The organism is Saccharibacillus deserti (assembly GCF_013618475.1).
GTDB classification, from domain to species: Bacteria; Bacillota; Bacilli; order Paenibacillales; family Paenibacillaceae; genus Saccharibacillus; species Saccharibacillus deserti.
Map to the genome: position 1 here is coordinate 38,653 of NZ_JABJVN010000002.1, position 25,190 is coordinate 63,842.

Below are 25,190 nucleotides of genomic sequence, written 5' to 3' on the forward strand. Positions count from 1 at the left end.
TGTGTATGAAGAGGGAAGAGCTCAGCGCTTTGTATATCCGGCTTGACGGCAGCGGCGGGATTCAGCGGCATTCGCCCTGCACCGTCATGCGGCCGTCCGCTCCGAGTACAGCCGTCAATTCGCCGCTCAGACTCTCCGTGTATCCGCAGACCGTGTCGCGGTACGTTCGGCCTTCGCTGTCGACGGCTTCAAGCACCAGAGCGCCGGCGCCCTGCATCTCAAGCTCCGGGCGGATACTGCGGCTCTCGCCGCTCGGGATCTTCCGCTCGTAGGCATATCCCGATTCCTGACCGTCCAGGAAGAGTTCAACCGACAGGAGCTGCGCGCCGGAGCGGTTGTCGAGCGTGACGACAAGCGGCCGCATATCCCGGAAGATCGGCAGCAGAACGAAGATGGCGAAGATCGCTGCGCCGACTCCCACGGCTGCCAGCAGCGGGAGAACGAGTCGTTTGGCCCGGCCGGGCGGTTGGGCAGTGGGGCGTGCGGATGTCATGGCGGTTTCCCTCCGTAATCGTAATGAGGCGGTCTGCCCCTAAGAGGAAGACGAAGGATCGGCCGGAATTATAGCACCGATTCGGTCAATTATACCGAAGTTATAAATACGTCACCCCGCCGTAAATGGCAAACAGCACACAGACACCGCCGATCCAGCAGAGCGTGACCAGGTGGCGGCGGGTGTCCGGCAGCAGCTTTTTCTCCAGCAGCATAATCGCCGTACCCAACGCCAGCAGGAGAGCGAACGCGATCAGGTCAAGCCGATAAGAGGGAAGCTGGAGCACCACCATCCCGATCAGCAGCGCCACCGCAAGGATCGTCAGACTGTACATATACACCTTGCCGCGCGGCAGATCAACGAGTTTGCGCCGATCCGGTCCTGTTACGATAAACAGGGGAAGCACGAAATGGACCAGCAGAACAAGAAGGGCATTGCCCAACAGAATAATAGGGAAGGTATGCGGATTCATAGAACGTTCCTCCTTTCTTCAGCCGAGCAGATCCCCAATATAGAAGAACGCCGCCAGACCCACCATCAGCACGGCCATGATCCCCGACGGCCGATGTTCTCTCGTTTCCCGGACGTATCGGCGTTCGATCAGGGCATTCAGAATCATGGACAGCGCCATCAGGCTCAGAGCCGGCACCCACACCGGGCGATCCAGCGATTGGAGCAGCAGCAGGAAGACGGCGATCCCGGGCAGAAAAGCGGCAGCCGTCAGCCCATAATAAGTCCGTTTGGTCCGGGCATCTTCAAACGTCGGTTTCCCCCGCACGATCAGCAGCCGCAGCAGCATGGCGGCAACAGCCAGCAGGCTGAGAATAAGAATAAAAGGTTCCTGCATCATGTTCGACCTCCCTGTGCGGCAGAAATGGATGAATCAGTCAAGCTGCTGCGGCGTTCACACCTGCGGGACGAGCAGCATATAAGCGGCAATTGCGACAATCGTGACGCCATAAGACAAGAGTGTCGCCAGATGTCTTCGCGTAGCCGGCAGATATTTCTTCTCCAGGAGCGCCTGCGACAATCCGAACAAGGCCACAATACCAAGCGCCGCGGCCAGGAAGAACGGTTGGCTGGTGCCATAAATAATCAGTACCGCCAGTGCTGCGGCCAGGATCAGATTGATACCGAACATAAGCAGCTTCGGAGCGGTCCGGTCCAGATCCATCAGCGTCCGCCGATCTTCCCCGCGAACGATCCGCCAGTTGAAAAAGATCCGCGCTGCGAAGATCACGACCAGGATAATCAAGTTGGAATAGTTGGACATAGAATCACCTCTATCTTATAAACGGTGGAATAAGGGGATGGGTTACGGGAAAAGGCGGTTTCGCGCAAATTCCAGCTCGTTCTCAAGGCTTGGAACCCGCTGCGCTCTTCGCGCAGCGGATTCAGCGTAACAGATACAGCGCAAGCGCCAGCACCGCGTGTATGGCGGCCATAATCCCCGATACCACGTGCTCTCTCGTTGCGCGTACATACTTGAAATCGATCACGGCATGCAGCAGATAGATCAAGGCCACCATACCGACAGCGGACGGCAGCGCAGTCTTTTCCGGCAGATAGTAGAGGAAGAGAAGCGTCGGGACGATCAGCAGCGCACTCAGTCCGGTATGCAGCCAGTGGTAACGCCGCTTCAGCTTCTTGTCGTTGAACACGGCACGTCCATTCACGATAAAGATGCCGAGCAGCAGCTGGACCAGGATCAGGCAGCCGATCAGAAAGGCGAATTGATTTAACTTCTCCATAGAACGGTATACTCCTTAGGATGAATTTGGACGAAGATCATTGTACTTCCTATAGACACGCCGGAACGGCTGCAAGTTCGGGGGAATATGAATTTATCTCAATAAATCATAAACCAAAATTGTTATTTCTTTGTGAAAAATATTCCCATTTCTGCCCAGACCAAGTACAATGAGGATAGCAAGCAACGTCTTACGGCCCATGACCTTAGACACGCACGATCGTGATCTGCCCTTTTTCTTGTCCGGCGATGCCGACTGCACATATTCGGCCGCCGCATTACCTTGCCAGATTCCGGAAGCACCGGACCTCTTCACGGGATCTGTCTCATCAGGGAGTGACACCTTATGGCCTATATGATCCCGGAAACCGTGCCCCGTACAGCGACCGCAGGCGAACGCCTGCTGTTCCACACGCTCCGCGAACACCTTCCCGACGATTACATCGTCTACTATGAACCCCAAATCGCCGGCCGGCGTCCCGACTATGTCGTGATCGGACCGGATCTTGGCATGCTCGTGCTTGAAGTGAAAGATTATACCGAGAGCACGCTGTACGAACTTTATCCCGACGAATGGCGCATCTACAACACCAAGGGCGAGCTGCATACCGTCAGCAATCCGCTGCACCAAGCCCGTACCTACGCCTTCAACATCGTGGACAAACTCAAAAAAGACAAAAGTCTGGTCAAAGTCGGCGGCAGCCACTACGGCAGACTCAAATTCCGGTTCGGCTTCGGCGTCGTGTTCACCCGGATGCGGGAAACGCATATCGTCAAGCACCAACTGCACCGCGTGATCGATCCCCAGTTCCTGCTGACCCGAGACGATATCGATACGGAAAATGAAAGCTTCGACGGCACGGCGCTGCTGGAGCGGATGCTGGGCATGTTCCATTTTCCTTTTCACGCCAGCCAACTGCTGAGCGCGGAAGATGTCAAAGCGATCCGCTACCATCTGTTCCCCGAGGTGCGGATCAGCGCGGAGTTCAAGCCGCCGTCACACTACGACGATCAGCTGCTGCTGTCGCTGCACAATCTGCAGGCGATGGATCTGCATCAGGAAGCGCTCGCGCGTCAGCTCGGCGACAAGAACCGCCTGATTCGCGGCGTCGCCGGCAGCGGCAAGACGCTCATCCTATCCGCCCGCGCCCGCCTGCTGTCCAAGGAACATCCGGACTGGAAGATTCTCGTCCTCTGCTACGGCATTCCGCTGTCCCGTGTGCTCAAAGGCATGATCCAGAAGATGCTGGAAGAACCGGAAGACCTGTTCGATTTTGCCGGCATGAGTACGGACGAGAATGGCAATTCGGCTGCCACCAAGCACAATATCGAAACGGCGACTTTCCATGAATGGCTGTGGAACGCGCTGCGTATCCGGGACGATGGGATCGACACCCTGCTGCCCAAAATCGACCGCGGCGAGACCATCCTGCCCAAATACGACGCGATCCTGATCGACGAAGGCCAGGACTTCGAACCGTCGTGGCTGGAACTGCTGAGTAAAGTGCTGAATCCGGAAACCCAGTCGCTGCTGCTCGTGGAAGACAAAGCCCAGAACATTTTCAAACGCAAAACAAGCCTATCGTCCAGCACCGGCCTCGACTTCCGTGGACGTTCCAAGATTCTGAGCATCAACTACCGCAACACGTCGCAGATCGTCGGCTTTGCCTGGGACTTCTACCGCACGCATTCGTCCCTGAAGGATCGCGTCAAAGAAGGCAGCAGCATCGAAGGCGTCGAGATCATCCCGCCCCAGAGCACCAAGCGCAAAGGCGCGGAGCCGATCATCAAGCAATGCGCCAACTTTAATGAAGAAGCATCCTGGGTCGCCCGCGCGATCCGCAAGCTGCATGACGAGAAAAAAGTGCCTTATGCCGAGATCGCGATTCTGTACCGGGTGCGGAACAACTACTCGTATTCGTACGTGGATCGGCTGCAAAAAGAGTTGGATCGATTGGAGATTCCGCACGACTGGATCGCAGAGAACACGGCGTCCAAACGGGCGTATGACCGTGGAGCCGATAAAGTGAAGTTGTCGACGATCGACAGTTCGAAAGGATTGGACTTTAAAGCGGTGTTTATCGTGAACGTGGAGAGTATGCCTTTTAAGCTGGAGGAGAACGTGGAGCGGGAAGTTTCGCTGTTCTATATCGGGATGACTCGGGCGATGGATTGGTTGTTCCTTAGTTATTGTAAGGTGGAGGGGTTTGCGGGGTGGTTAGAAAGTGAAGTAAAAGATTCTATCAAGGATATTACTATTAAAAATTTTGATACAAAGAGCATAGTTAGGTGAATGCTCGATTGGAGAATGGTAATGACATTAAAAGTTTATCGAATTGATACAAGTGTTGTAGGGAAAGTATTTAATATTTTAAGAAAAACAGACCTTCCTGTGGCTCATGGGATTTCGCCTCAATTTAAGCTTGGAAATTCGGTATTAAATGCCATCATTGATTATAAAAAGTTTGAAAATCATTATATTATTAAAGACAAGGATGAATTAGACCGTTTTGAAAATGCACTGGGAAATAGCTGGATTCCAAAAGAACAATATTATATAAGACATCCTAAAATTAAAAAAGACAGGTTACTAATCGAGGCGAATAAGTTTCACGAATATATATAGAGAGAACAGATTTCAGAAATTATAGCATTTTTGAGAAGCCATATTTCTTTAAAGCACCTGACAATACGCTCAATAGAAGATCAAGGTTTTTCAGCATTTTCCAATCTACCCATTGAAAGTATGTAAATAGATGGAAAAGCCGAAGTAAAACTTAAAAATATGAAAGAATTAATTATTGATTGCCCTTCAGGATTAAAGATCTCAGAGCGACGGAAGGATTTTGTATGGTTAGAAGATTTTCCAGAGTTGTTAGCTATTATGGATGATTTTTAAGGAGGAGAGTTTCATCACATTATAGAATGTGGGAATTCGTTTAATTTGGATCTTAAGGAAGCTAAGCTTATGGGAATCAATGCTTCTTGGACAAAGTCTTCAAGATTCGAAATAAGTTTTAAATGCTAAATAATATGTTCTTATTTGTTATTATCATATAATGATTTCAATAGATATGAATTTGGAGGCAAATATGAGCTTACCTTCTCTTAACCTTATTAATATCCTAAAGCGCTGCAAACAATCATCCAAAGAAGCTGTCGAAAACCTCGAAAGCTTCAGCGATTTCAAACAATATATGCATATTCAGCGTCCAGTAGAAGTAGAGCTCGAACAGCAGATCAACGAAGCTTATACTTCTGAGGAAGCACGCTTGATTTTGGTCTGCGGCGGGGTAGGCGACGGGAAGTCGCATATCCTGTCGTATTTGAAAAACAAGCATCCGTTCTTAAATGATGAGTCGCTCTTCTATCTACATAACGATGCCACGGAGAGTTTCTCGCCCAAACGAACCTCGATTGAAACGCTGGCTAAGGTTCTTCAACCTTTTTCGGATGAAGAGCTTCAATCCGGCCATACCAAAAATATCGTATTGGCGATCAACCTCGGTGCGCTGAATAACTTCATCGATTCGGAGGAAGGCAAAGCGTTCTCCAGATTGAAATCCTACGTTTACCAAAAGAAAATTCTAGAGTCGGTAATCGCCGAAGACGAAAGTCCGGATGACCATATTTTCAAATACGTAAATTTTAGCGACTATCATATGTACCAACTTACCGCGGACGGACCGAAGTCGGATTATATCAAAGGAATTTTCCGAAAAATCACGCAGCCGACCGAAAACAATCCGTTTTATCAAGCGTATCTTCGAGATCGTACGGAAGATGCAGAAATCGCAGCCCAAAATCCGATTATGCAAAATTACGAATTGTTGCAGCACGAAGACGTTCAAGACAAAGTCATCTCGCTGCTTATTCAGGTTATGGTCAAAGAAAAATTGATCATTTCCACGCGTGCCTTACTGGATTTTGTATACAACTTGCTCGTTCCTTCCGTCTTGGAGAATATGAGTCATAAGCAGATCGTCGACTATGTACGCGAACAGGATTTTCAAGATTACGTCGCTTGCTTATTGCCGTTCCTCATTTTCGAGAAAGTCGATGCATCTGCGATCCACCAAGCTATCGACCATATCAATCCGACTCGAATGCGTACCGAGAAACTGGACGGATACTTGATCGAGTTCAAGTCGAATCGGGAAGGTGCCGGGCTTTTTGCTAACCACATCAGCATTACTCGTTTACCGTACTTCTCAAGATCGCTTTTCCAACAATCTCCTTGGCGCAACGAAGACAATAAAGAACAAGCCTACAAGCAGCGCTTAATCAAATTGTTTGTCTACTTGTATTATTTTATTCCAAAAGAAGAGCATGATTCATTCAGTGACAAAACGTATGAGCAATTCATGCGCAACTTATTCTACTGGAACAAACACGAACTTCGGATGCTCGCGCGTCTGTACAAAGAAGACATCAGCGAAGCTATTTATAAGTGGAATGGCGAAGCCAACAACGATTTGGTCTACGTACAAGTCGGACAGCCGCAAACGCAATATTATGCACTACAAAAGTTAGAGATTGAGGCGCATATCGAGCGAGCCAATACGCTACCCGATACGGAACTCTTCAAATTCCTATCCATGATGACTATTCGGTTTAGAACCAAGGGAGCGACGTACAAAGACAATTCCGAAATCCCGGCAATCGACATCGACTATTCGCTTTACGCTTTGCTGATCCGCATCAAGCAAGGGTATCGTCCGAATAAAAAGGACAAATTCCAATATATTAAATTCGTTGAGTTTATCGATAAGCTGAACAATACCGGCATTCAAAAGAACGAAATGATCTTTGAGAGCAAGCAGTTCGGAAAGTCGACTCGTTACCGGTTGCAATACGACGAGATCTTCGACGAATATTCGTTTATGGAGACGTGAATCTAATGAGCTATCACTTGAACTTAGAAGAAATTCGCAAGCAATTCAAGTTCGATTCTTCGATCAAGCATAATCCGCGAGTCGAGCTTGAGTTTTTGCCGTATACGACAAAATTCAAAGAAACCCAGTACAACTTCCGTGAAGTAACAGGGGAGTTTATGCGGTTGGTCGGACAAAAGAAATTGCCGGAAGCGGTAGATGCAGAAAAGTTGCTGAACACGGCGTTGGCCGCCATTACGTTTAATCAATCCAATCAAGCGAACCAGCGCGGCGAGTTTCGTCAGATGATGAAGACTCTCTTCTTGGACGAAAATGACCAGTTGTATTTGTTCCATCCGCAAACGCTGTATTACATAAATACGCTGGAAAATGACAATAAGAGACTGGCGCTCTTTTTATACAATGTTCTCTGGAATCAACGCGAAGCTTGGGCTGTCGACACGTCAGACCAAGGCGAAGCCGACCTGATGAGTAAGTTACTGTTTCGTTCGTTGCCGGAGTTGACTGCCGCAAAAGAAGGCGGGAAAAATTACGCGGTGATGTTGCCTGAGATTTCGGACTTGTTCATTCAAGATTTCGAGTGGCTTACTACGAAGAAAGAGCTTTTTACTCAGCAAGTAGAGAAAGTCCTTTCTTACTATTATTTCTTCTATGTGACTCAATTCGCGATTCGTAACGAAGCCTTATTCAATACTAACGACCAAGAAATCATTCCGGTCTATTTCACTTTTGAAGAAGAAGAGCGGTTATCCAAAACAAGAGTCAGTTACGAGTACGGATGGAGAAGTTTGGAGAAATCCGTAAACAAGCTCTTCTCGCACGTTAATCTGTTGAAAATGTTGAATTTTGCGGAGCGCAGCCCAGAAGATGATACTCTACAATGGCCCCTGTCCTATCTGGAAATCGCAGCTCAGATCGAGCGAATGACGGTAGAAGAACAAGAGCAATTCGAGCAAGAACTCGATCAATTAACGGAAGAATATCAGACGAAATTATCTGGTGACAGTAAATGGGGCTTGATGGGGACGACGCCAGACCGTTACGATCTGCCTGCCTTGAATAAAATCAGTCATTTATATCGGATGATCGATTATCAATTCAATCAGACTACCCGTTCCAAACCTTATAACGATTACAAACAATGGTTTGTCCATTTCTGCCAAAAGACGTTTTTGAAGTCTCGCGGCCGGTCGGGCAAAATGTTGATTCTGGATACCGACTATTTGCTCTTTTTAACGAAGATGATCATTAAGGACGAATCCAAAATTCGTCTGAAGCGGTTGGTCGAAGAGTTTGAAGCTAGAGGAATAAAATTCGACCGAGACACGCAAGCGGCAGTTGTGGATTACTTTGAGAAACTGAACTTACTGGAGAAAAAAAGCGATAGTGGGGATGCTATATATGTCAAAGCATTTTTATAATTATTTGGCTGAGCGAATCAGAAGCTTCTTTAACGAGACAAACATTCAGCCTGGCGAGAAGTATCATATTCAATTTGAGCGAGCGGAACAGGTCGAAAGTTTAGTGGAACAAGTGAATGATTTGCCTGAATCTGGGGCTTTCTATATGCAAACCGAAGAAGGCGTGTACCAATCGGTTTGTCTGGTTGCTACAGAAGCCAAAGTTCTGATTGCGTCCAACTCGGAAGAAGTCACGCCGGATTTCTTGACGACACTTCGCAATAAAGTAGGCACGCAAGAAGAGCATTTCATCGATAAAGCTATGCTGCTTATTCATAATTCCAACTTAGACAGTCTGGTACAAGGCATGACTTCTTTTTCCAAAGAGGGAATGCCGTTTCATATCGATTCGATCGAGCGAAATCTCCAAGAAATGATGATCAGTTCGTCGCTATCGCAAGCGGAGAAACAAATTCTCAAGTTCAGCATGGCGGCAAACAAAGCGCAACAAGGCATACATGAACAAGTCACTTTGTTTGATTATGAGAAAATTCTGACCGTTCTGAACAATCAAAAGCTTGAAGACAAAGACTATAAAGATTTTGGTCTATTCCAAGATTCGGAGTTATTCAATACGCCGATGAAGGACAAACAGATCCAAGAGCGTTTGAGCCAAAATCAGGCGCTTTTCACCAATGTAGAAATGGCTCACCAATATGGGCCGATCGACAGCAGCTTGGAGCGTTACTTCGACGATCAGGGCGTGAGAATCCTCTCAGGATCAGACTGGCAAGATACGGATTTCGGCAACGTCGCACGCTCCAATAATAAAAAGCTCGAAGGTAAAGGCCTTGAATATCTTGAGCCGTCCAAAAAGCTTACTCTAGAAGGATTAAGCTATTGGGAGCGCGCTGATGGGGAGACCAAAAGCAAGCAGCGTAAGCGCAATATCATTATCTTCAATCCCCAACAGGCCAAGAAGATTACTTTAGAATTTCCGTTCAACGATTTCATTAAAAATGACTTCATTACGAAGAATACGATTAAATACAATATCCACTCGGAACCATCCGGTAAGAAAATCAAAGTCGAATTGACGCATGCTCCCGGGCAAACCACTTTCTACGGTGTGAAATACAAAACAGACGTGTCTCAGACGTACGAGTTCAAGATCGCCGTTGTTGAGACGGAAGAAAGATGGCTTCAAGCGATCCAGACTTCTTATACCGTGAACTTGGTTAAAGTGAGATCCAGACATTCCAGCATTCTAATTAATTCGGACGACGAGCAATGGATCTTCAACAAAGATCAGCCGGATGTTATGAAGGTTCAGCTGATGGAGGACTTTGCAGACAATCAATTCGAAGTCGGGGAAACGGACGAACTTGTAGTCAGCAAAAACCCGGACATGGCAAACGAAGAAGAGCTTATTCATTTTGTGCTCAAACTATCGAATACGGAAATTCCATTGTCTATTCAAGACGTAGTGGAGCGACCGATCCCGATCGGTGGATTCAGCGTATGGAAAATGAAGCGGGAGAAGCAAGAGCACTTCACCTATCGAATCGAGAACGACAAGATGAAGATCATTCAAGGGACCCGAGAGACTTACGCCCAAGGCGAATTTAAAAAGAACTTGGAGCGGGAACTGAAGCTGATCGAAGCGAACCACTTGTACTTTGTTGAAGAAGTCGGAACTTTGGCTCCCGAACCTATCCATGTTCCTGAACCGGTAAAAGAAGCTTATATCGATCTGCTTCGTTACTTCCGGGATCATCAACTGCTACCTAGCTTGGCTTATTTGGATGAAGATTATGCGGCCCTGGCCAGACGATATGTCGAGGCCTACCTTCATGAATTAAAGCAGTTGCAGAATGGCCAATCCTTACTGCCGTCGCATCGGGACCTCGTTTTGCTAGGCACCATCAAAAAAGGATTGAAGGATTCGGAATGGTTATATACCCCACTACATCCTCTCAATTTGGCATATCAGCTGCAGCTTAGCGACCTAGTCGGCAATGAAGCTATTAATGATGAATTGCTTCGTTCTCTTCGACCTACGCATTTGTTGCCTTATGTTTCTTTTAATAATTCGTTATACAAGGCAATCGAGCCAAGCGATTCTTATGAATGGACGACGTACATCGATCAGAGTTTACCGCGATTTGAATCATCCAAAACGTTCGTGAATAAGCTCGTACAAGAAAAGGTCGAAGAGTTCACGGAACACTTCTCTTATTTGTTTGATCTGGATTATCGAGCCCCATTGAAGATCAATACGATCAATATGGGGGATTGTCGAGAAATCCTTCAAGGTCTGTTCGAGTACTATAAGCGTCAGTTGAAGCGTGAAATCGATAAGACGGATCTATTGCCGATCGAATTGCATATTTACGCGAAGAACGGAATCAATAATGTATTCGAAGAAATGTCTCAGTATTCGGATGCCGAAGAGATTGCGAAGATTTTCAACTTGAAGCTGGAGCTTGAAGGGTATCATTCCGAAGAGCTGTTGAATATATTCCGAGATCAAGTGAAGTTCTATTCTCGTGACGTAGAAGAGGTCACCGAATATGAATACAGCCATATCACGTTCTATCAAATGAGCGAGATTGAACAAGTGGCGACAAGCAATGCTTCGGAGATCATTACCGGGGTATCGCTGTTCGGTCTTGTATCCGGCATTCCGTCCGTATTCATCAATGAAGATTATAAGACGGGGTTTGGTACAAAGTATTATCGCGAATCCGATACGCCTTTGCTTTTGCTCGTTCCAAAGCTCAATTCTTTGCTGCGCGTAGCCCGCACCTTGGATAACTACCAAGAAGACATGAATATCGTGACAGCAATCTCGGCAGAGCATAAGCAGAAGCTGGATGCCGTATACGATTCTTCGCACTGGGTAACTTTTATCGAGCCGAAAGTGGATCTGAGTTTCTTCAAAAACAACGATGCGCAAAAGGACTTATTGGTCATTCACTATAGCGACCAGTACACGTCTTCAAGCGGCTTCGATGCGATTACAGTGACTAGAAGGTCGAAGCAATATCAGAAGCTGATCAAAGAGTTCCTGAACTCCCATCAGATTCAAGCTACAGATCAAGTGTTGCCGCAAATCATCAACTTCTTCAACGCGATTAACGGAAATTGGTTGCTTCGCTTGTTGGCGCAAAAAAATCAATTTCCTAGAGAGAAAATTAGCATTTTGTCTGCGGTGAAATTGGCTTTGGCTGCTTTCGCACATAGGGATATCACTTGGATTCCGATCTCCATGGAAGAAATTCTGCGAATCTCCGGCGGAACAGGGTTGCGTCAATCGGAGGGACTTTTCTCGGCCAGAAACTTGGGGAAATTCGGCTCTTATAGCGATGATCTGCTGCTGATTGGAGTCGAACAGCAAGAAGCAGAGGTGAAAGTACACTTTTACCCGATTGAAGTGAAGATTGGGCACAACGCTCCGAATGTTTACGATAAAGCGATCTCGCAAGTCAAAGAAACCTATCAGCTGCTATTGGATTTCTTGACGGATCGCGAAGAAGATCCGTTCAAAGCGAAGTTGTATCGCAACTTCTTCATGCAGTTGGCTATTGCGAGTGCAGAGAAAATGGATTTGTATTCGATCTGGTCGGAGCAACATTGGGAGAACGTGACGAACAGCGAATTGCGGAAAAAGCTGCTCAATGATGAATATACGATCTCTAACGTACTTCAAGATTATATCGGAGCCGGAGCCGTTATCTCATTCAAAAAAGAGTTGGTTTTCACCGAGATCAAACGAACGGAAGACGTTCTGATCTTCAACTATCCCGAGCAGAGCGGCTACGACTTTATCGTTAAAGATGTCGAAGAACTTAAACGATATATTCAGAGCGAAAACGGAGATATTCCGGCGGATCAGTTGCTTTCGAACTTGTATGTAGCCGGAGAAGCAGCGAGTGTTTCTTCGAAAGAAAATATAGACACCGAAATTGAAGAAGTACGAGTCGAACAAGAACCGGAAATAGAAAATTCTCAACGAGTAGCTGAAGTTTCGGCAGACTATGGGTTGAGCCCAAAATTGATCTCTCCGTTACGCTCTGAAGACGCACCTGTCGTAGAAATGGAAGAGCAAGCGCAAACTGTCGCTTCAGGCAGCCCTCTTGAAATACTTTTCGGTCACAATGCTCAGACCCAGGAAGAGATCAAATGGTACCCGACTTCGACAGATAAAGTGATGCATACCAATACGGGGATCATTGGCACAATGGGAACGGGGAAGACGCAGTTTACGAAGTCGCTAATTACCCAGCTGAGTCGGAGTAGTCAAGACAACGTAAATGGCACGAAGATCGGAATTCTGATCTTTGACTATAAAGGCGATTACATCAAGCCTGACTTTACCGAAAAGACAGGGGCTAAAGTATACGACCTCTACCATCTGCCCTACAATCCTCTCTCGCTCTATGTAACGCAACCGATTCGTCCGTTACTACCGGTGCATACGAGTGGGTCTTTGACCGATACCATTGCCAAATCGTTCAATCTTGGACAGGTTCAAGTAAACACTTTGAAAGGGGTGATTATGGATGCCTATACCCAAAAAGGCATTCTGAAAAATGATTCTACGACATGGGAGCAGCCAGCACCGACGCTTAGCGATGTGTATAACATCTATGCGGGTAGAGAAGACGCTAAAGTCGACAGTCTGTATGCAGCCTTGCAAGAGCTGTACGAGATGGAAGTATTCGAACCGGATGCAAGCAAAACAATTCCGTTGTTCGACATGATTGATGGAATTACAGTTATCAACTTGTCGGGATTTAATGCGAGCATTCAGAATCTGATCGTATCGATCACGCTGGACGTTTTCTATAATCAGATGCAAATGCAGGGTCATAGTGCCGTTAGCGGAGCACGTGGAGAATATCGTGAAATTACTAAGATGGTTTTAGTAGATGAAGCAGATAACTTCTTAAGTAAGGACTTTACTTCGATTAAGAAGATTCTCAAAGAAGGAAGAGAGTATGGAGTGGGAACCATTCTGTCTACGCAGTTCCTAAGTCACTTCTCGACTTCGGATAACGATTACGCAAATTATATTCTGACTTGGATAGTACATAGCGTATCGGAGATGTCTGCAAAAGAAATTCGGATGGTGTTCAGCACGCAGAGTAAGGCAGAGGAAGAGAATATCATGAATCGGATTAAGTCTTTGCAGAAGCATTACAGTGTTGTGAAGGCGGGAGCAGGGCAGCCGATTTGGATGCGGGATCGGGCTTTTTGGGAACTGTAAAAACTCATTTTTAGAATTTAAAGAATTCTTAGGGCATGTTCAATGCGAATTTATATGCTAAGTAGTGCGCTTACATGCTCTAAGAAGCCTAAACATCTTGATTTTTATAATAATATTCAAGGAGGAGTAAAAATGAATTTTAATGCGACACAAAGAACAATAGAAGAAGTATTGAATATGCCTAAAAGGTATGTAGTGCCTCGATTTCAGCGTGAATATTCTTGGAAAATAGATGAAATTGACGAATTGTGGAAAGATATTATGCTTGGATTGAAATATGTCGATGGTAAGTTGACTACGACTGATTACTTTATTGGTTCTCTTGTCTTAGTGGGGGCACAGGATGATAATGTTTTAAAAATTGTAGATGGCCAGCAACGTTTAACAACCATAACTATATTGCTTAGCGCATTAGTACATTATTGTGATCATATTGGAGAAGATAAAATAGCAAAAGGATCTTACACATATATAGAAGGAATTACAAAAGACTCAGAACCATATTTTCGCTTGGATAATGAACGTTCATCTAACTTCATTAAGCAAACCATTCAAAATAGAGAAACAGAAAAAATTGCTCCAAAAGGAATAGAACAAAATAATTTAATGAATGCTTACAAATTCTTTGAAAAAAAATTCTATTCAAAAGAGATTGTAGCTGATGTTAATTATTTTACGAATGCTAATAAAAATAGCGAAAGCAAAGTTGAAGAACTGGAATGCATTAAAGCTGTGAGAGATCAAGTATTGGCTTTTAAAACTATATACATCATTGAGCCAGATGAGAATGAAGCTTATAGTATTTTCGAAACGCTAAATGCTAAAGGATTAGATTTATCGACTGCAGATCTTATAAAAAACCAAGTTTTTAAAGAACTATCAAATGTACATCCGATTGATTATGCCAAAGTTCAATGGGAGAAAATGAAGAAAAATTTATATCAAAGAGAAAATCAAATCGATGCAAAAATATTCATAAGACATTATTGGATTTCTAAATATGAACATGTAGCTGAAGCAAAAGTATATCGCTCCTTTACAAAAAACATACAGAGAACGCAGCAGGATATGAAAATTTTTTTGGAAGACTTGGTTGCGCAATCGAAATATTATAAAATGATTTCTTCTCCCAATGTAGAAGATTGGAATAATAAAAACGTAAAACAAATTTACAAATCTCTTAGAGCATTAAACTTAATGCGTATAGTATCGCCACGTTCTCTCATACTATCCTTATTTGAAAATTATTATAGAGGTGAAATATCAGCAAAATACTTAACAAAAGCAATAAAAGCTATCGAGGATTTTCATTTTTTATTCTCGGCTGTATGCTCTGCAAGTGCTTCTGGCTTAGAAAGCAAATATTCAAGGTTCGCAAGAGAAATAAGAAAAGCAGAAACGAAGCAAAAGAAACATAAAAAAATCGATCAATTAGTAGAAGAACTTATTAATAAGCGACCTGAATTTGATGAATTTTATAATAGGTTTGCTGAAAGACTAGTTTTTTCTGATGAATATACAAAAGAGAAGAAAACTATACAGTATTTCTTTCAGCGTCTAGAATCACATTTGCTCGGAAACGATGAGCTTGACATGAGTAACATGAGTTTGGAACACATAGGGCCTCAAATGAATAAGGATGATTTTATATATACTATTGGAAATATGATTCCTCTCCATCCTGATATCAATAGTAAATGTGGAAATAAAGCTCTTGGTTTGAAGGTGGATTATTATAAGAGATCTAATTTCCATTCAGTTAAGCATTTTCTAAGCGAATTAGGTACTAGTACTTCATGGAATGAAGATGATATAAACAAGAGAACAAAAAAACTTGCTAAGATTGCCTACGATGAGATTTTTGATTTAAAATGAATGAATTTATTTTGGAATTAGAATTTTAAATATTTATGAGAGGCCTTTAAATAAATTCAATTGTTCTTTTGCTAGATTGGCCTCTAGGGAGATTCTGATGGTTTGGCGAGCCTCTTCCAAAGATTTACCAGCAGAACTCAACACATGACTTGGCTTACTAGAACTACAAGCCGATCCAGAAGAAAGCGCAGCATAGTCAGCCAGTTTTTTAAGCAGCAGTTCATTATTCACTCCAATAAACTGCAAACTAATCAATCCAGGAATCTTGTCTTTTTCGTCGCTGTTAAACTTGATCTTCCCGGATAGGTTAGTCTTGAAAATGTCTGTCAAGTACTGCTCAAGCTCGGTCAAACGCTGCACATTCTGTTTAAGATTCGCAGCAGCCAGCTCAGCAGCCTTACCTAGTCCAACTATGTTATGCACAGCAAGCGTCCCACTGCGGTAGTTATTCTCTTGCCCGCCGCCATGCATAAGAGGAGTCAATCGAGTGTAAATCTCTTTCGACTGCTTCCGAATGATCGCAGCTCCGATTCCTTTAGGGCCGCCCATCTTATGGCCAGAGATCGAAAGGAAACGAATGCCTTTCAGCTTCTTTAAGTCTACAGGCACCTTGCCCATGACTTGGGTCGCATCCGTGTGGAAGAAGAGGCCATTCTGTTCAAACAATGCAGAGAGCTCTGCCATCGGATTCAGCGAACCGATCTCGTTATTACCCCACATGATTGAAGTAAGAAGTGGCTGCGATTGCGCAGTCACTTCTTTTACTTTTTCCACATCTACCCGTGCGTACTGGTCTACATCCATGAAGGATACATCATAGCCGCGTTCATTCAAGAAGTTGAAGGCCTCAATAACGGAAGGATGTTCGACTTTAGTAGTCAGCAGCCGTTTATTGGCTCCATCTTCACGACCATAATAATCAGCAATGCCCTTGATAATCATGTTATTGCTTTCCGTAGCTCCGCTTGTAAAAACAACTTCGTCCGGATCGCAGCCAAGCAGCGATGCGACTTGCTCGCGGGCTTTGGCTACGGCTTTTTTGGCGTTTTCGGCCAACGAATAAAACTTGCTGGAAGGATTGCCGTATTCCTCTTGGAGATAGGGCATCATCGCTTCCAATACTTCAGTATGAATTTTGGTCGTTGCGCTATTGTCTAAGTAGATCATATCGATCCCTACTTTCCATTAGAGTAGTAAGGCACGCATAAAGCGTTCAAAATTCCCTGCACTTTTGTATTCGCCTGCAAGCGAACGAATACCGCGTTCCAGATGGGCGTTAAAGTACCCTGGGAAGTATTCTTCGTCCGATAGCTCTTTACCGGCTACTTGAGTAATTAAAGCCTTAAATACGTAATCGTACTCGCCTGTAACCGTATTACGATTGAGCACCAACCCATCCGAAAAGTCTTTCGTGATCGGTTCTACTTTTTCATTATGAATATTGTTGCGCAATGACAAACTGACCGCATAACGGATCAAAATATTCGGCGTGATACCGGTAGAAGAGTGCAGTTGAGTCAAATTGTCTTTGGCATATTTGGATGTTCGTAGAGTGAAGTTCATAGCGGGTTGCTCTCCTCACTAATATTAAAGTAGCGACCCTTCACAATTTTGGCGCTGTCGATCCCTTGATCGAATTCCAAAGTATACGTTCTTGCCGTAATGTCTTTGAGCAGTTCGTATTGGTCGGTTGTCACTTCGGAGTCTGTCGTAAACATGAGTACCTGTTCACCGCATCTTGGGATGAAGTGCTGGATCAAAGCTCGTTTATGATCTTGGTCCAAGCGTCCCATCAAAGTATCAAAGACAAAAGGAAGTTTCCAACCCGAGACTTTGAACATAGCCCAGATCACGGTAAGCATCAGCATTTCTTTCTCGCCGGCGGATAAGCGTTCTTTGGTGATAGCGTGTTGTTCGCGATTATAGAGATGCAGCTCAAAGGTCGAGTGATCGATATGAATACGGTCGATGTATTCTTTTTTGCGGAATAATATATTGACCATCTTGGTTGCTTCGTTCGCGACATCGTCCAGCTTTTTACGCCATTGCCGATCTCTGAAACGTTGACTGACCAGTAGTAGTTTTTCCGTCATAACAAACGAGTTCTCGGCTTTATGATATTCGCGAATCTTATCTGTAATCTTGTTAGATGCTAGGGTATGCAGACGAATAGTCTCGTTCGCTTCATGAATTTCTTTATTATATTGTTCGATCAATAAACGCAGCTGCTCGACGCGTTTCGTTTTCTTTTCAATCTGTTCCAAGATTTCTTTGAATTCGCTGGACTGGTCGTTCTTCTCGATTGCCTTTCGCAGTTTTTGAGACTCTGCAAGCATCTTGGCATTTTGATCGAAAAGATGAATATATTGCTTGGCATCGATTTTTTGAATCAGATTGAACAAGTTATAGATCTCGCTCCGCTGTGCAAACGAAGCCCGGTGGATCAATTGAACGTTCTCCGGCTGCATAATGTCTAGGATACCTTTATGTAGCTGTTCAATATTCAACTCGACATTCGTCTGTCCCGCCGCTCGTTGAAGTTGCACAACCAACTCATTCAGCTTGTTTTTTTCCAAGGCAGACGCCACGTATTCGAACGATTCATTTTCTTTCTCCAGATCAAGTTGCTCGACGACTTTGCTCAAGAGATCTCTGGTCATATAGAAGGGAAGGAGAGAAGTAGTGAACAAACGAATTTGCTCGCTATTTGCTTTTCTTCTATTCTCGATCCCGTTCACTTGAGCCAGTAGATTTTGTCGTTCGTCACGTTGCAGACCGCCGTGTTCGTCAAAGTCTTTCTTGTGCTGCTTGATCTCGTCTTGCAACCGTATCGATTCTTCGTCACTCAAGGCAATCGAACCGATCTTTTCTTCGACAAAGGTCTGCAACTCCGTGATCTTGTCGATCAGCTTTTCTTGTTCTTCAATGTCTAATGCAGCACTTGCGTTTTTCTGCGAATATTGTATGCGATACGTCTGCAAGTCCTTCTCCAAGTTCATAAAAAGGTCTAAGTTGAACAGGATCTTGCCTGACTCGCTTAAATATTCAGGAATCTTCTCGTCGGAGACAATCCTGGAGATGTCTTCCCCGTCAAAAAGACAAAGCTCAAAAAGACGGGGAGGCATTTCTTCGCGTAGACGGTTCTGGAAATCGGACTTCTGCTGCTCATTTAATCGATTGCCGTCTTTTATAACTTCAAATTCTTCTCTGACTTTTCCTTTTTTGAAGTGCCAATGTCTTGTGAGTATATAGTTGGCTTTTCTAAATTCTTCTGTAGACGTATATTCAAGTCTAATCTGATAATCATTTTCCCCGCCTTGAATGGCTTTTCTATTTAATAGGGAATGAATTTTTTTGAAGTAAGGTTCGTTATCCGTCATAAATCCGTAGGCCATAGACCCAAATAATACGATCCGTAGCGATTCAAGAATTGTTGTCTTACCGGCACCATTTTTCCCGCCCAATAGAACGACGTTACGCTCCTTATCTGTTCTAAAGTCAAAAGAGTGAGAAGTGCCATAGTAAGCGCCTATATTACGAAGCAACAGTTTGGTAATATGCATGAAAAACTAATCCACCTTTTATAGATGCAAGAAGTCTTGCTTCAAAGTTTTGTCGAACGCTTGGAACAGTCCCCGTCTGACTTTGACTCCGGAGAAATCTTTTTCTACCGAAATCAGCTTTTTGAGAACGCTAAGGTTTACGCCTTCTTCTTGGCAAAGAGTCTCCAGATCGGTCAATTGATCATCTTTGAACACCGGGCGGTCATTGTGATCCCAATCGTAAACTTCGCCGGTTTCTTCTTCTACGATTCTAGGCAGGCTATCTTCCCATTGCAGATCGGCGTGCCAGTATTTGCGGATTTCTTTCAGTTCTTCTACAGTGATTAACTCCATTGACGGATCATGCAATTCACGAATCAATTTTTGCGTACGCAGCAGCTCTCTGAGGATCTCTTCGCGAGCCTTGATCGTAAATGGACCTACACCCAAGCGTTTAAGTTCGTCTCCATCTTGGATGAGAATATCCAACTCTTCGACAGTCGCCAGATTGATGCTGTTCTCTTCCAAATAAGCTTTCAAGTTTTCTTTGAGTACGACTTCTTGTCCGCTCAGCTCATCATTAAAAGGAAGCAAGTAGACTTCACCGTTCATCCGTTGTTTCTGTCTCTTGGACTTATCTTCGCGAATTTGAACAAGGAAAGCTCTGAAATCATAAAGAGGACGCAGCCAATCTACGCCGTTATTAATAAAACCGCTGAGCGCTTTGTCTTCACTGACTACGGTGCACGTCCAGCAGCCGAAGCGGCTGTTCCCGCAAGAGCCGGCGCTTTCTTTCACTTCTTTGTCTACAATCAAAGGGCATTCGCTGTTCGAACTTTGGTAAAGTTCAAGCAGCTCATTGTTGTCGTCGCCCCAAGGAGATTCATACTGAAGCAAGAATTCCCATACGTCATCGACATGGAAAGTACGGATCGGCGCAAAAACAAAAGCATTTCTCAATGTGGAGTGACGCATAAGCTTTTTGCCTTCGATCGTGTGCGATTGCATAACGGCGGCACGAGTCGCGCTTTCCGAATCGCGAACGCCCAGCAACATGATGACTTCACCAAATTGATCGACTTTATCCAAAATAAAACGGTTGGCAGGCTCGATTTTCAAGCGATCCGTACACCATCTGAACTTTTGACGCGGAGTCGGGTAACCTTTGCCGATGATCGAAGACCAGAAAGTTTGATCGACTTTTGGACGAACTTTTTGCGTTTCAAAAGGCAGGCCGAGTTCGAGTGCTTTTTCCTGAATACGCCCTAACGTACGAGTAATCTTGTCAATAATAAGTGGAGTCTCCACTTGAGTGTCCGAAGAGATCACGTAGACTTTTTTATGCAGTTGGGATGACTCTAATTCTTGCAGCGCTTGGAAGACTAGTTGAACGACGGCAGTCGAGTCCTTGCCACCGCTGAATCCGACTACCCAAGGGCGTTCGTCCATCAGATAAACTTCTTTTACAAGTTCTTTGGCTTCCGTAAATTTGGTGCCTGTATTAAATATGTTAAGTCCGAAATCAACCATTTTGAGAAGCCTCCTTGAATCTATTTTCAATTTTCTGTTCTTGTTCGGTGAGCGGGAGTCCTATTTTGGACTTAATTAAGTTTGCCGTTAGTTGAATCGTTTCACCGTTCTTATTGATGCGGCCCGTATTGCTATAAGCGCGACCTTGCCAATCGGTCTTGTTCTCCCGATTCCAATCGATATCGTTCAAGCGATGAATATACGTTTCCCATTCATCGGGATGATTAAGGTAAAGGTAGTAGCCGACGTTCCCAAGAGACTCCAGGAAGATGCCATGCCCTACAATGGAATGAATACGCAGCTCTCTCGGTGAAATTTTCTTTTCTAAAACGTCTTGCCACTCTGGGATTGAGGTGCATAACAGCTTCCAGAACGTCGTAACAAATTCTTTTTCTTGTTCCGAGATCAGATCGCCTTTGCGCTTATTGATGAGACGGGACGTTGTGTTGAATATGTGGTTCAGCGCGAACAGCTTAGGCGAGTTTTTGGACAAAGATACTTTTTCGCGATCCGTATAGCGCTCCAGTAAAGGAAGCTCCGAAATTAAGCTCTTCGTAATCAGGGAAAGCTGATCGCGGTGGTCGTACAAAATGCCGATCGAAGACGTAGTGTTCACCGCGTGTCTATTGAGATCGGAAAACATCTGCTGAGAACGAGTTAGCCCCAAATCATGAAAAAAGACCACTGAGATTGTCTCATCGCCAAGGTCGGGAGAGATCTTCAGGGCTTCTTCGATAGCAGCTCTACGGTGTTGGCCGTCGTTGATCAGAAATTTGGAATCGAGAGAAATGTTTAGATAACCGACGTCTTTAAGGTCTTTGGAAGCTTCCTTGAACTTCATATCTCCGTCCACCGATGCGGTTAAAGAGGAGAATATGTAGTCTTTCGGATTTTCTAAAATATAGTTTGTGATGTCGGGAACCCGCGATTTGTTCATCAGACGTTGTGCGCGATGCTCAGCCGGAATCTCTTCTTCATCAAATAGAAAGATTCTAGGGATGAGGCGTAACGGGCACATGACGGTATAGAATTCTCTACCCGCCTGGATGCCTCGGAGTGCAGGGAAAGTATAACTGAAGTTCATCAGCATTCTCCTTTATTACGTACGTAATTACGTTCTTTGTACGTGTATTCTACTCCAATAGTATTGAGTCATCAAGAGAACAGTGACAATTTTTCGTGTACATTTTACTGAATTTGATTTAACATAAACGCTATTTCGTATACATCAGCTAGTTTTCCGGCATTTGTAATCTTCCATATATAGAACCGAGTATATCGATTTCGCTATTTTATATACAAAGGGAAAGTGAATTGTATACTGGTAAAGTCATAATCATATTTTCGAGGGAGAATTGTATACGCTTACGCAAAAACGTCTTTTATTCCAATTTATATCTTTTGACTACGAAAATGTAGAAGAGTGCTGAAAGAACAAGACATGCAAATATATAAGAGATATGAAGCCTGGCTGCGCGGCATGGTTGCGAATATCGGCTGCATGTACATTTTGAACGGCGGGCCTAAATTTATATAAAACCGAATCAGATACAAAAAAAGCTTGCCCCTTCACAAAGAGAGGCGAGCTTTTTTATTTAAAAAATCACATCGACCAGGCTGCTTTGGGAATCCGGTATTTAAAGTAACTTTCATCGTTCTTCTGAACATAGATGTAAGGCGGATTATCGGGAGCGGCAGCAAGTTTGTACACGATAAGATCCGCATGGGTTTCATGGCTGAGGGGTTCCAAGTCAATGGACTGAAGATTCTCGGTATCGACGTAAGCAAGGGTGGCGCTGCGCCATTCGATTGAGGGAGCATTGGCGATTATCCGTCTGATGCTGTTGAACGAACCGACATGGCCTGTGATAAAAATGGCAAATTCGATAACCCCATACAGCAGCAGGCCAACAATAAATACAGCCGCTGATTTTTTACTTTTTTCATAAAAGAACTCCAACCCCCTTACCTCAAGTCCGCTGCACCAACCGAATCTCCGGCAGCTCCTGCTGCTTCTTGGCAATCGGATTGAAGCGGGAAGCGACTTTGCGGACGGGGCCTAGGCTGGCGATCCGGATCAGGGTGCGGATGGTGCCGACTCCGATTCTGGTTTTGGGATAGACCAGGTTGGGCACTCCGGGAGGCAGCTGCTGGGCTTTGTCGATCAGCGGGCGCATCCACTGTTCATACTGTTCGAGATAAGGCTGCAGATCGCCGGATTGCCGAGTACCGGATTCCTGCGGCGGAGCCTGCGAGAGGAACGAAGCCAGTACGTATCCGCCGATCAGCGCAAGCGACGAACCGCCGCCTCCGATCGGCGTGACGCACCAGGCGGCGTCACCCATGACGCACGTCCGGCCTGTAGACCAACGGGTCATCATGATTTGCGTCAAGTAGTCGAAGTAGACGTCCCGTGAAGTAGCGAAGCCGTCGACGACGCGCTGCGTCTGCCAGCCGGCGCCTTCGAAGACGCGTCGCAGTTCGGCGCGGGCCTGATCGTTCGGCAGGGAAGCGAAGTTCCGGTCTTTGCTCGTAAAAGCAAGCGTAGCGCGGATCGTGCCCTGATTGTCCGGGCGCAGCGAGACCTGGCGCCGGTCCGGAGCCGTGTACCAGCGCCACCAGCGGTCGTCTTCGGCGGTGCGCTCGATCGTGCCGTAAGCGATGTTCAGACCCAGTTCGCGCCGGGAGACGCCGCCTGCGAACACGCTGTCCCGCGTTCTCGACCGTACGCCTTCGGCGATGATGAGCAGGTCGTAGATTTCTTTTTGGCCGGAATGCAGATCAATCTCGACGCTCTCCTCATGGTTGTGTACGTGCTCGATCCAGTCTCCGAAGCGGATCGAGACTTCAGGCGGGAGCGCCTCCAGAATGAGGCGGGCCAGGTCTCCGCGCAGGATCTCCAGTTCGGCGGTCAGACCGTCCGTCCCCCGGACCGGGAAAGCCCCGACGGTGCGCCCTTTGTCGTCGACGAACGCGGTGCCTTCTTCGGTCGTCGTTTGGGCGCGCACTTGGTCTTCGAGTCCCATTTTGGCTAATACTTCACGGCCCAGGCCGCGTACGTCGATATTTTGTCCGCCATCCCGGAAAGCTTCGGCGCGTTCGAGCACGGTTACGGCCCAGCCGGCTTGGCTCAACCAGTATGCTGCGCCGAGGCCGGCAATGCTTCCTCCGGAAATGAGCGCTGTTCGTGTGGACATGGTCGTTCTCCTCTCGATGTGGGACTGGCGTACGGATCAAAGGATCGGGAATAAAGGGTGCCAGATAGAGAGGCAGCTAGAGACATCTTACCCGCAGCCGGGTTGGTGAAACGAAGCTTAGAATAGGCGCCGCTTACAGCCGAATTGATAGTCCCTGCCCCGTATGTAAGAGGTGCTGTCTTCGATCGAAGTCAGCGAGCGGCGGGGGCCTATTTTAACGTACAGATAATAAGGGTTGTGTTTGGCATCCAGCAGGGTCACTTCGTGCATGTCCCGCATACGCTTCTTTTTCATTTTTATACTCCTTGGATAAAGTGCGGAAATTCTTTCTTATCCCCTAAATTCCCTGCTTTGGCTACAAATCCTTTTCTTCCATCGTCTAGACAAGAACCGGTAAGCCGGACGAATCGATAGATCCCGGTCATGAAGGAGTGAATAAGATCCGAATTTTCAAGAAAATCAGAGGGTCTGCGCTGCTGCTTGCGGCCTTGTCCCTGAGCGCCTGCTCCGTGCCGGAGCCTCTGCGCGAACCGCCGGAATTAAGCGCAGTCGCAGGCGGCGGAAGCGGTTCGGAGGTCGATGTGCCCACCGAACTCTCCACGTATAACTGGGGCGGAGAGATGACGTACGGCGGACCGTGGGAAGCGATGGCGGACGAAGAAGCGGTGCCCGTACCCGCTGGCTCCAAGATCTCTTTGTCTTTTGCCCCGGAAGCTCCTGACGAGATCAGGGTGCGGCTGATGACCGGTTCCTCCCAATTCAAGGAGATCGAATCGGCGGAAGGAAGCTTTGACCTCCCGGATCAGCCGGGCGAATATGTATACGGCATCAATGGAAAATGGATGGAAGGCTCGGCCTTATATGCGTTGAAGGTGAGAGTGCGGGACTGAGAGTCGATCTTCTTCACACCAAAAAGCGTCTGCCCCAACCAACCGGAGCAGACGCTTTATCTTTTGTATAAGACGATGTGCATTCGAGCCTGCCCGTCCCTTTACTCGAACTCTTCCTCGTCTTCCGCATACGTCGTGAACAGTTCGAGCGTCTCGAACAGCAGCGTCATCTCTCCGGATACGTGCAGCGGAACGGTCTCTTCGTCTTGGATACCGGCCCGTTCGTATTGCACATCCGTCAGCAGGTCGCTGTCGACGAGCTTGAGCGAGAGAGGGTCGGACAGTTCTTCGGGAGGGAGGGTCGATGATATCCGCAAAAAGAAGCCCGACCGCCGCCGAAGCGAAA

The 25,190-nt window shown here is 46.0% G+C and carries 21 protein-coding genes; 7 read left to right on the top strand and 14 right to left on the bottom strand.

The features are described from left to right. Nucleotides 1-61: 61 nt before the first annotated feature. The 5 genes from HOP44_RS06280 to HOP44_RS06300 form a co-directional block, all read right to left on the bottom strand. Complete coding sequence (locus HOP44_RS06280) at nucleotides 62-493, bottom strand: hypothetical protein (RefSeq protein ID WP_172251680.1); 432 nt, start codon at nucleotides 491-493, stop codon at nucleotides 62-64. 100 nt (nucleotides 494-593) lie between these two features. After that, on the bottom strand, nucleotides 594-965 hold the full coding sequence (locus tag HOP44_RS06285; RefSeq protein WP_172251683.1) for a hypothetical protein: 372 nt from the start codon (nucleotides 963-965) through the stop codon (nucleotides 594-596). Nucleotides 966-983: 18 nt separating this feature from the next. Next, the gene (locus HOP44_RS06290) at nucleotides 984-1,343 is read right to left on the bottom strand and encodes a hypothetical protein (protein ID WP_172251685.1); all 360 of its coding nucleotides are present in this window, start codon (nucleotides 1,341-1,343) and stop codon (nucleotides 984-986) included. A 54-nt stretch (nucleotides 1,344-1,397) separates the two neighbouring features. Continuing rightward, complete coding sequence (locus tag HOP44_RS06295; RefSeq protein ID WP_172251687.1) at nucleotides 1,398-1,766, bottom strand: hypothetical protein; 369 nt, start codon at nucleotides 1,764-1,766, stop codon at nucleotides 1,398-1,400. A gap of 121 nt (nucleotides 1,767-1,887) precedes the next feature. Further along, nucleotides 1,888-2,244, bottom strand: a complete 357-nt coding sequence (locus HOP44_RS06300) for a hypothetical protein (protein ID WP_172251689.1) — start codon at nucleotides 2,242-2,244, stop codon at nucleotides 1,888-1,890. A 345-nt stretch (nucleotides 2,245-2,589) separates the two neighbouring features. Between HOP44_RS06300 and HOP44_RS06305 the strand changes: the two genes are divergently transcribed. The 6 genes from HOP44_RS06305 (at nucleotide 2,590) to HOP44_RS06330 (ending at nucleotide 15,685) form a co-directional block, all read left to right on the top strand. Then, complete coding sequence (locus HOP44_RS06305) at nucleotides 2,590-4,536, top strand: 3'-5' exonuclease (RefSeq protein ID WP_172251691.1); 1,947 nt, start codon at nucleotides 2,590-2,592, stop codon at nucleotides 4,534-4,536. Between the two features lie 21 nt (nucleotides 4,537-4,557). Beyond that, nucleotides 4,558-4,869: a hypothetical protein gene (locus tag HOP44_RS06310; RefSeq protein WP_172251693.1), complete on the top strand. Its 312-nt coding sequence runs from the start codon at nucleotides 4,558-4,560 to the stop codon at nucleotides 4,867-4,869. A 466-nt stretch (nucleotides 4,870-5,335) separates the two neighbouring features. After that, nucleotides 5,336-7,138 carry a DNA phosphorothioation-dependent restriction protein DptF gene (gene dptF, locus HOP44_RS06315; RefSeq protein ID WP_172251695.1) on the top strand — a complete coding sequence of 601 codons (1,803 nt, stop codon included), beginning with the start codon at nucleotides 5,336-5,338 and terminating at the stop codon, nucleotides 7,136-7,138. Nucleotides 7,139-7,143: 5 nt separating this feature from the next. Further along, nucleotides 7,144-8,559: a DNA phosphorothioation-dependent restriction protein DptG gene (gene dptG, locus HOP44_RS06320; RefSeq protein WP_172251697.1), complete on the top strand. Its 1,416-nt coding sequence runs from the start codon at nucleotides 7,144-7,146 to the stop codon at nucleotides 8,557-8,559. Next, a complete protein-coding gene (gene dptH, locus HOP44_RS06325; RefSeq protein WP_172251699.1) occupies nucleotides 8,540-13,810 on the top strand; it encodes a DNA phosphorothioation-dependent restriction protein DptH in 5,271 nt (1,756 codons plus the stop codon). The genes dptG and dptH overlap by 20 nt, the downstream gene beginning before the upstream one ends. 132 nt (nucleotides 13,811-13,942) lie before the next feature. After that, on the top strand, nucleotides 13,943-15,685 hold the full coding sequence (locus HOP44_RS06330; protein ID WP_172251701.1) for a DUF262 domain-containing protein: 1,743 nt from the start codon (nucleotides 13,943-13,945) through the stop codon (nucleotides 15,683-15,685). 33 nt (nucleotides 15,686-15,718) lie between these two features. Here the strand turns inward: HOP44_RS06330 and HOP44_RS06335 are convergent, their stop codons facing one another. From HOP44_RS06335 to HOP44_RS06370, 8 genes are all read right to left on the bottom strand, one after another. Continuing rightward, nucleotides 15,719-16,852, bottom strand: a complete 1,134-nt coding sequence (locus HOP44_RS06335; RefSeq protein WP_172251703.1) for a cysteine desulfurase family protein — start codon at nucleotides 16,850-16,852, stop codon at nucleotides 15,719-15,721. An 18-nt stretch (nucleotides 16,853-16,870) separates the two neighbouring features. After that, the gene (gene dndE, locus HOP44_RS06340) at nucleotides 16,871-17,248 is read right to left on the bottom strand and encodes a DNA sulfur modification protein DndE (RefSeq protein WP_172251705.1); all 378 of its coding nucleotides are present in this window, start codon (nucleotides 17,246-17,248) and stop codon (nucleotides 16,871-16,873) included. Next, nucleotides 17,245-19,248 (bottom strand): DNA sulfur modification protein DndD, encoded by a 2,004-nt coding sequence (dndD, locus tag HOP44_RS06345; RefSeq protein WP_172251707.1) that lies wholly within the window; start codon nucleotides 19,246-19,248, stop codon nucleotides 17,245-17,247. Before dndD ends, dndE begins: the two co-directional genes overlap by 4 nt. Nucleotides 19,249-19,266: 18 nt before the next feature. After that, a complete protein-coding gene (gene dndC / locus HOP44_RS06350; protein ID WP_172251709.1) occupies nucleotides 19,267-20,757 on the bottom strand; it encodes a DNA phosphorothioation system sulfurtransferase DndC in 1,491 nt (496 codons plus the stop codon). After that, nucleotides 20,750-21,847 (bottom strand): DNA sulfur modification protein DndB, encoded by a 1,098-nt coding sequence (gene dndB / locus HOP44_RS06355; RefSeq protein WP_172251711.1) that lies wholly within the window; start codon nucleotides 21,845-21,847, stop codon nucleotides 20,750-20,752. The genes dndC and dndB overlap by 8 nt, the downstream gene beginning before the upstream one ends. A gap of 513 nt (nucleotides 21,848-22,360) precedes the next feature. Continuing rightward, a complete protein-coding gene (locus HOP44_RS06360; RefSeq protein WP_172251713.1) occupies nucleotides 22,361-22,717 on the bottom strand; it encodes a hypothetical protein in 357 nt (118 codons plus the stop codon). A 10-nt stretch (nucleotides 22,718-22,727) separates the two neighbouring features. Then, nucleotides 22,728-23,954, bottom strand: coding sequence for an FAD-dependent monooxygenase (locus HOP44_RS06365; RefSeq protein ID WP_172251715.1), 1,227 nt, complete (start codon nucleotides 23,952-23,954; stop codon nucleotides 22,728-22,730). Nucleotides 23,955-24,071: 117 nt separating this feature from the next. Then, nucleotides 24,072-24,248, bottom strand: coding sequence for a hypothetical protein (locus HOP44_RS06370; RefSeq protein WP_172251717.1), 177 nt, complete (start codon nucleotides 24,246-24,248; stop codon nucleotides 24,072-24,074). Between the two features lie 137 nt (nucleotides 24,249-24,385). On the opposite strand from HOP44_RS06370, the gene HOP44_RS06375 reads away from it, so the two are divergent. After that, nucleotides 24,386-24,844 (top strand): hypothetical protein, encoded by a 459-nt coding sequence (locus HOP44_RS06375; RefSeq protein ID WP_172251719.1) that lies wholly within the window; start codon nucleotides 24,386-24,388, stop codon nucleotides 24,842-24,844. A gap of 101 nt (nucleotides 24,845-24,945) precedes the next feature. On the opposite strand, the gene HOP44_RS06380 is transcribed toward HOP44_RS06375, so the two are convergent. After that, on the bottom strand, nucleotides 24,946-25,161 hold the full coding sequence (locus tag HOP44_RS06380) for a hypothetical protein (RefSeq protein WP_172251721.1): 216 nt from the start codon (nucleotides 25,159-25,161) through the stop codon (nucleotides 24,946-24,948). Between the last annotated feature and the right edge of the window lie 29 nt (nucleotides 25,162-25,190).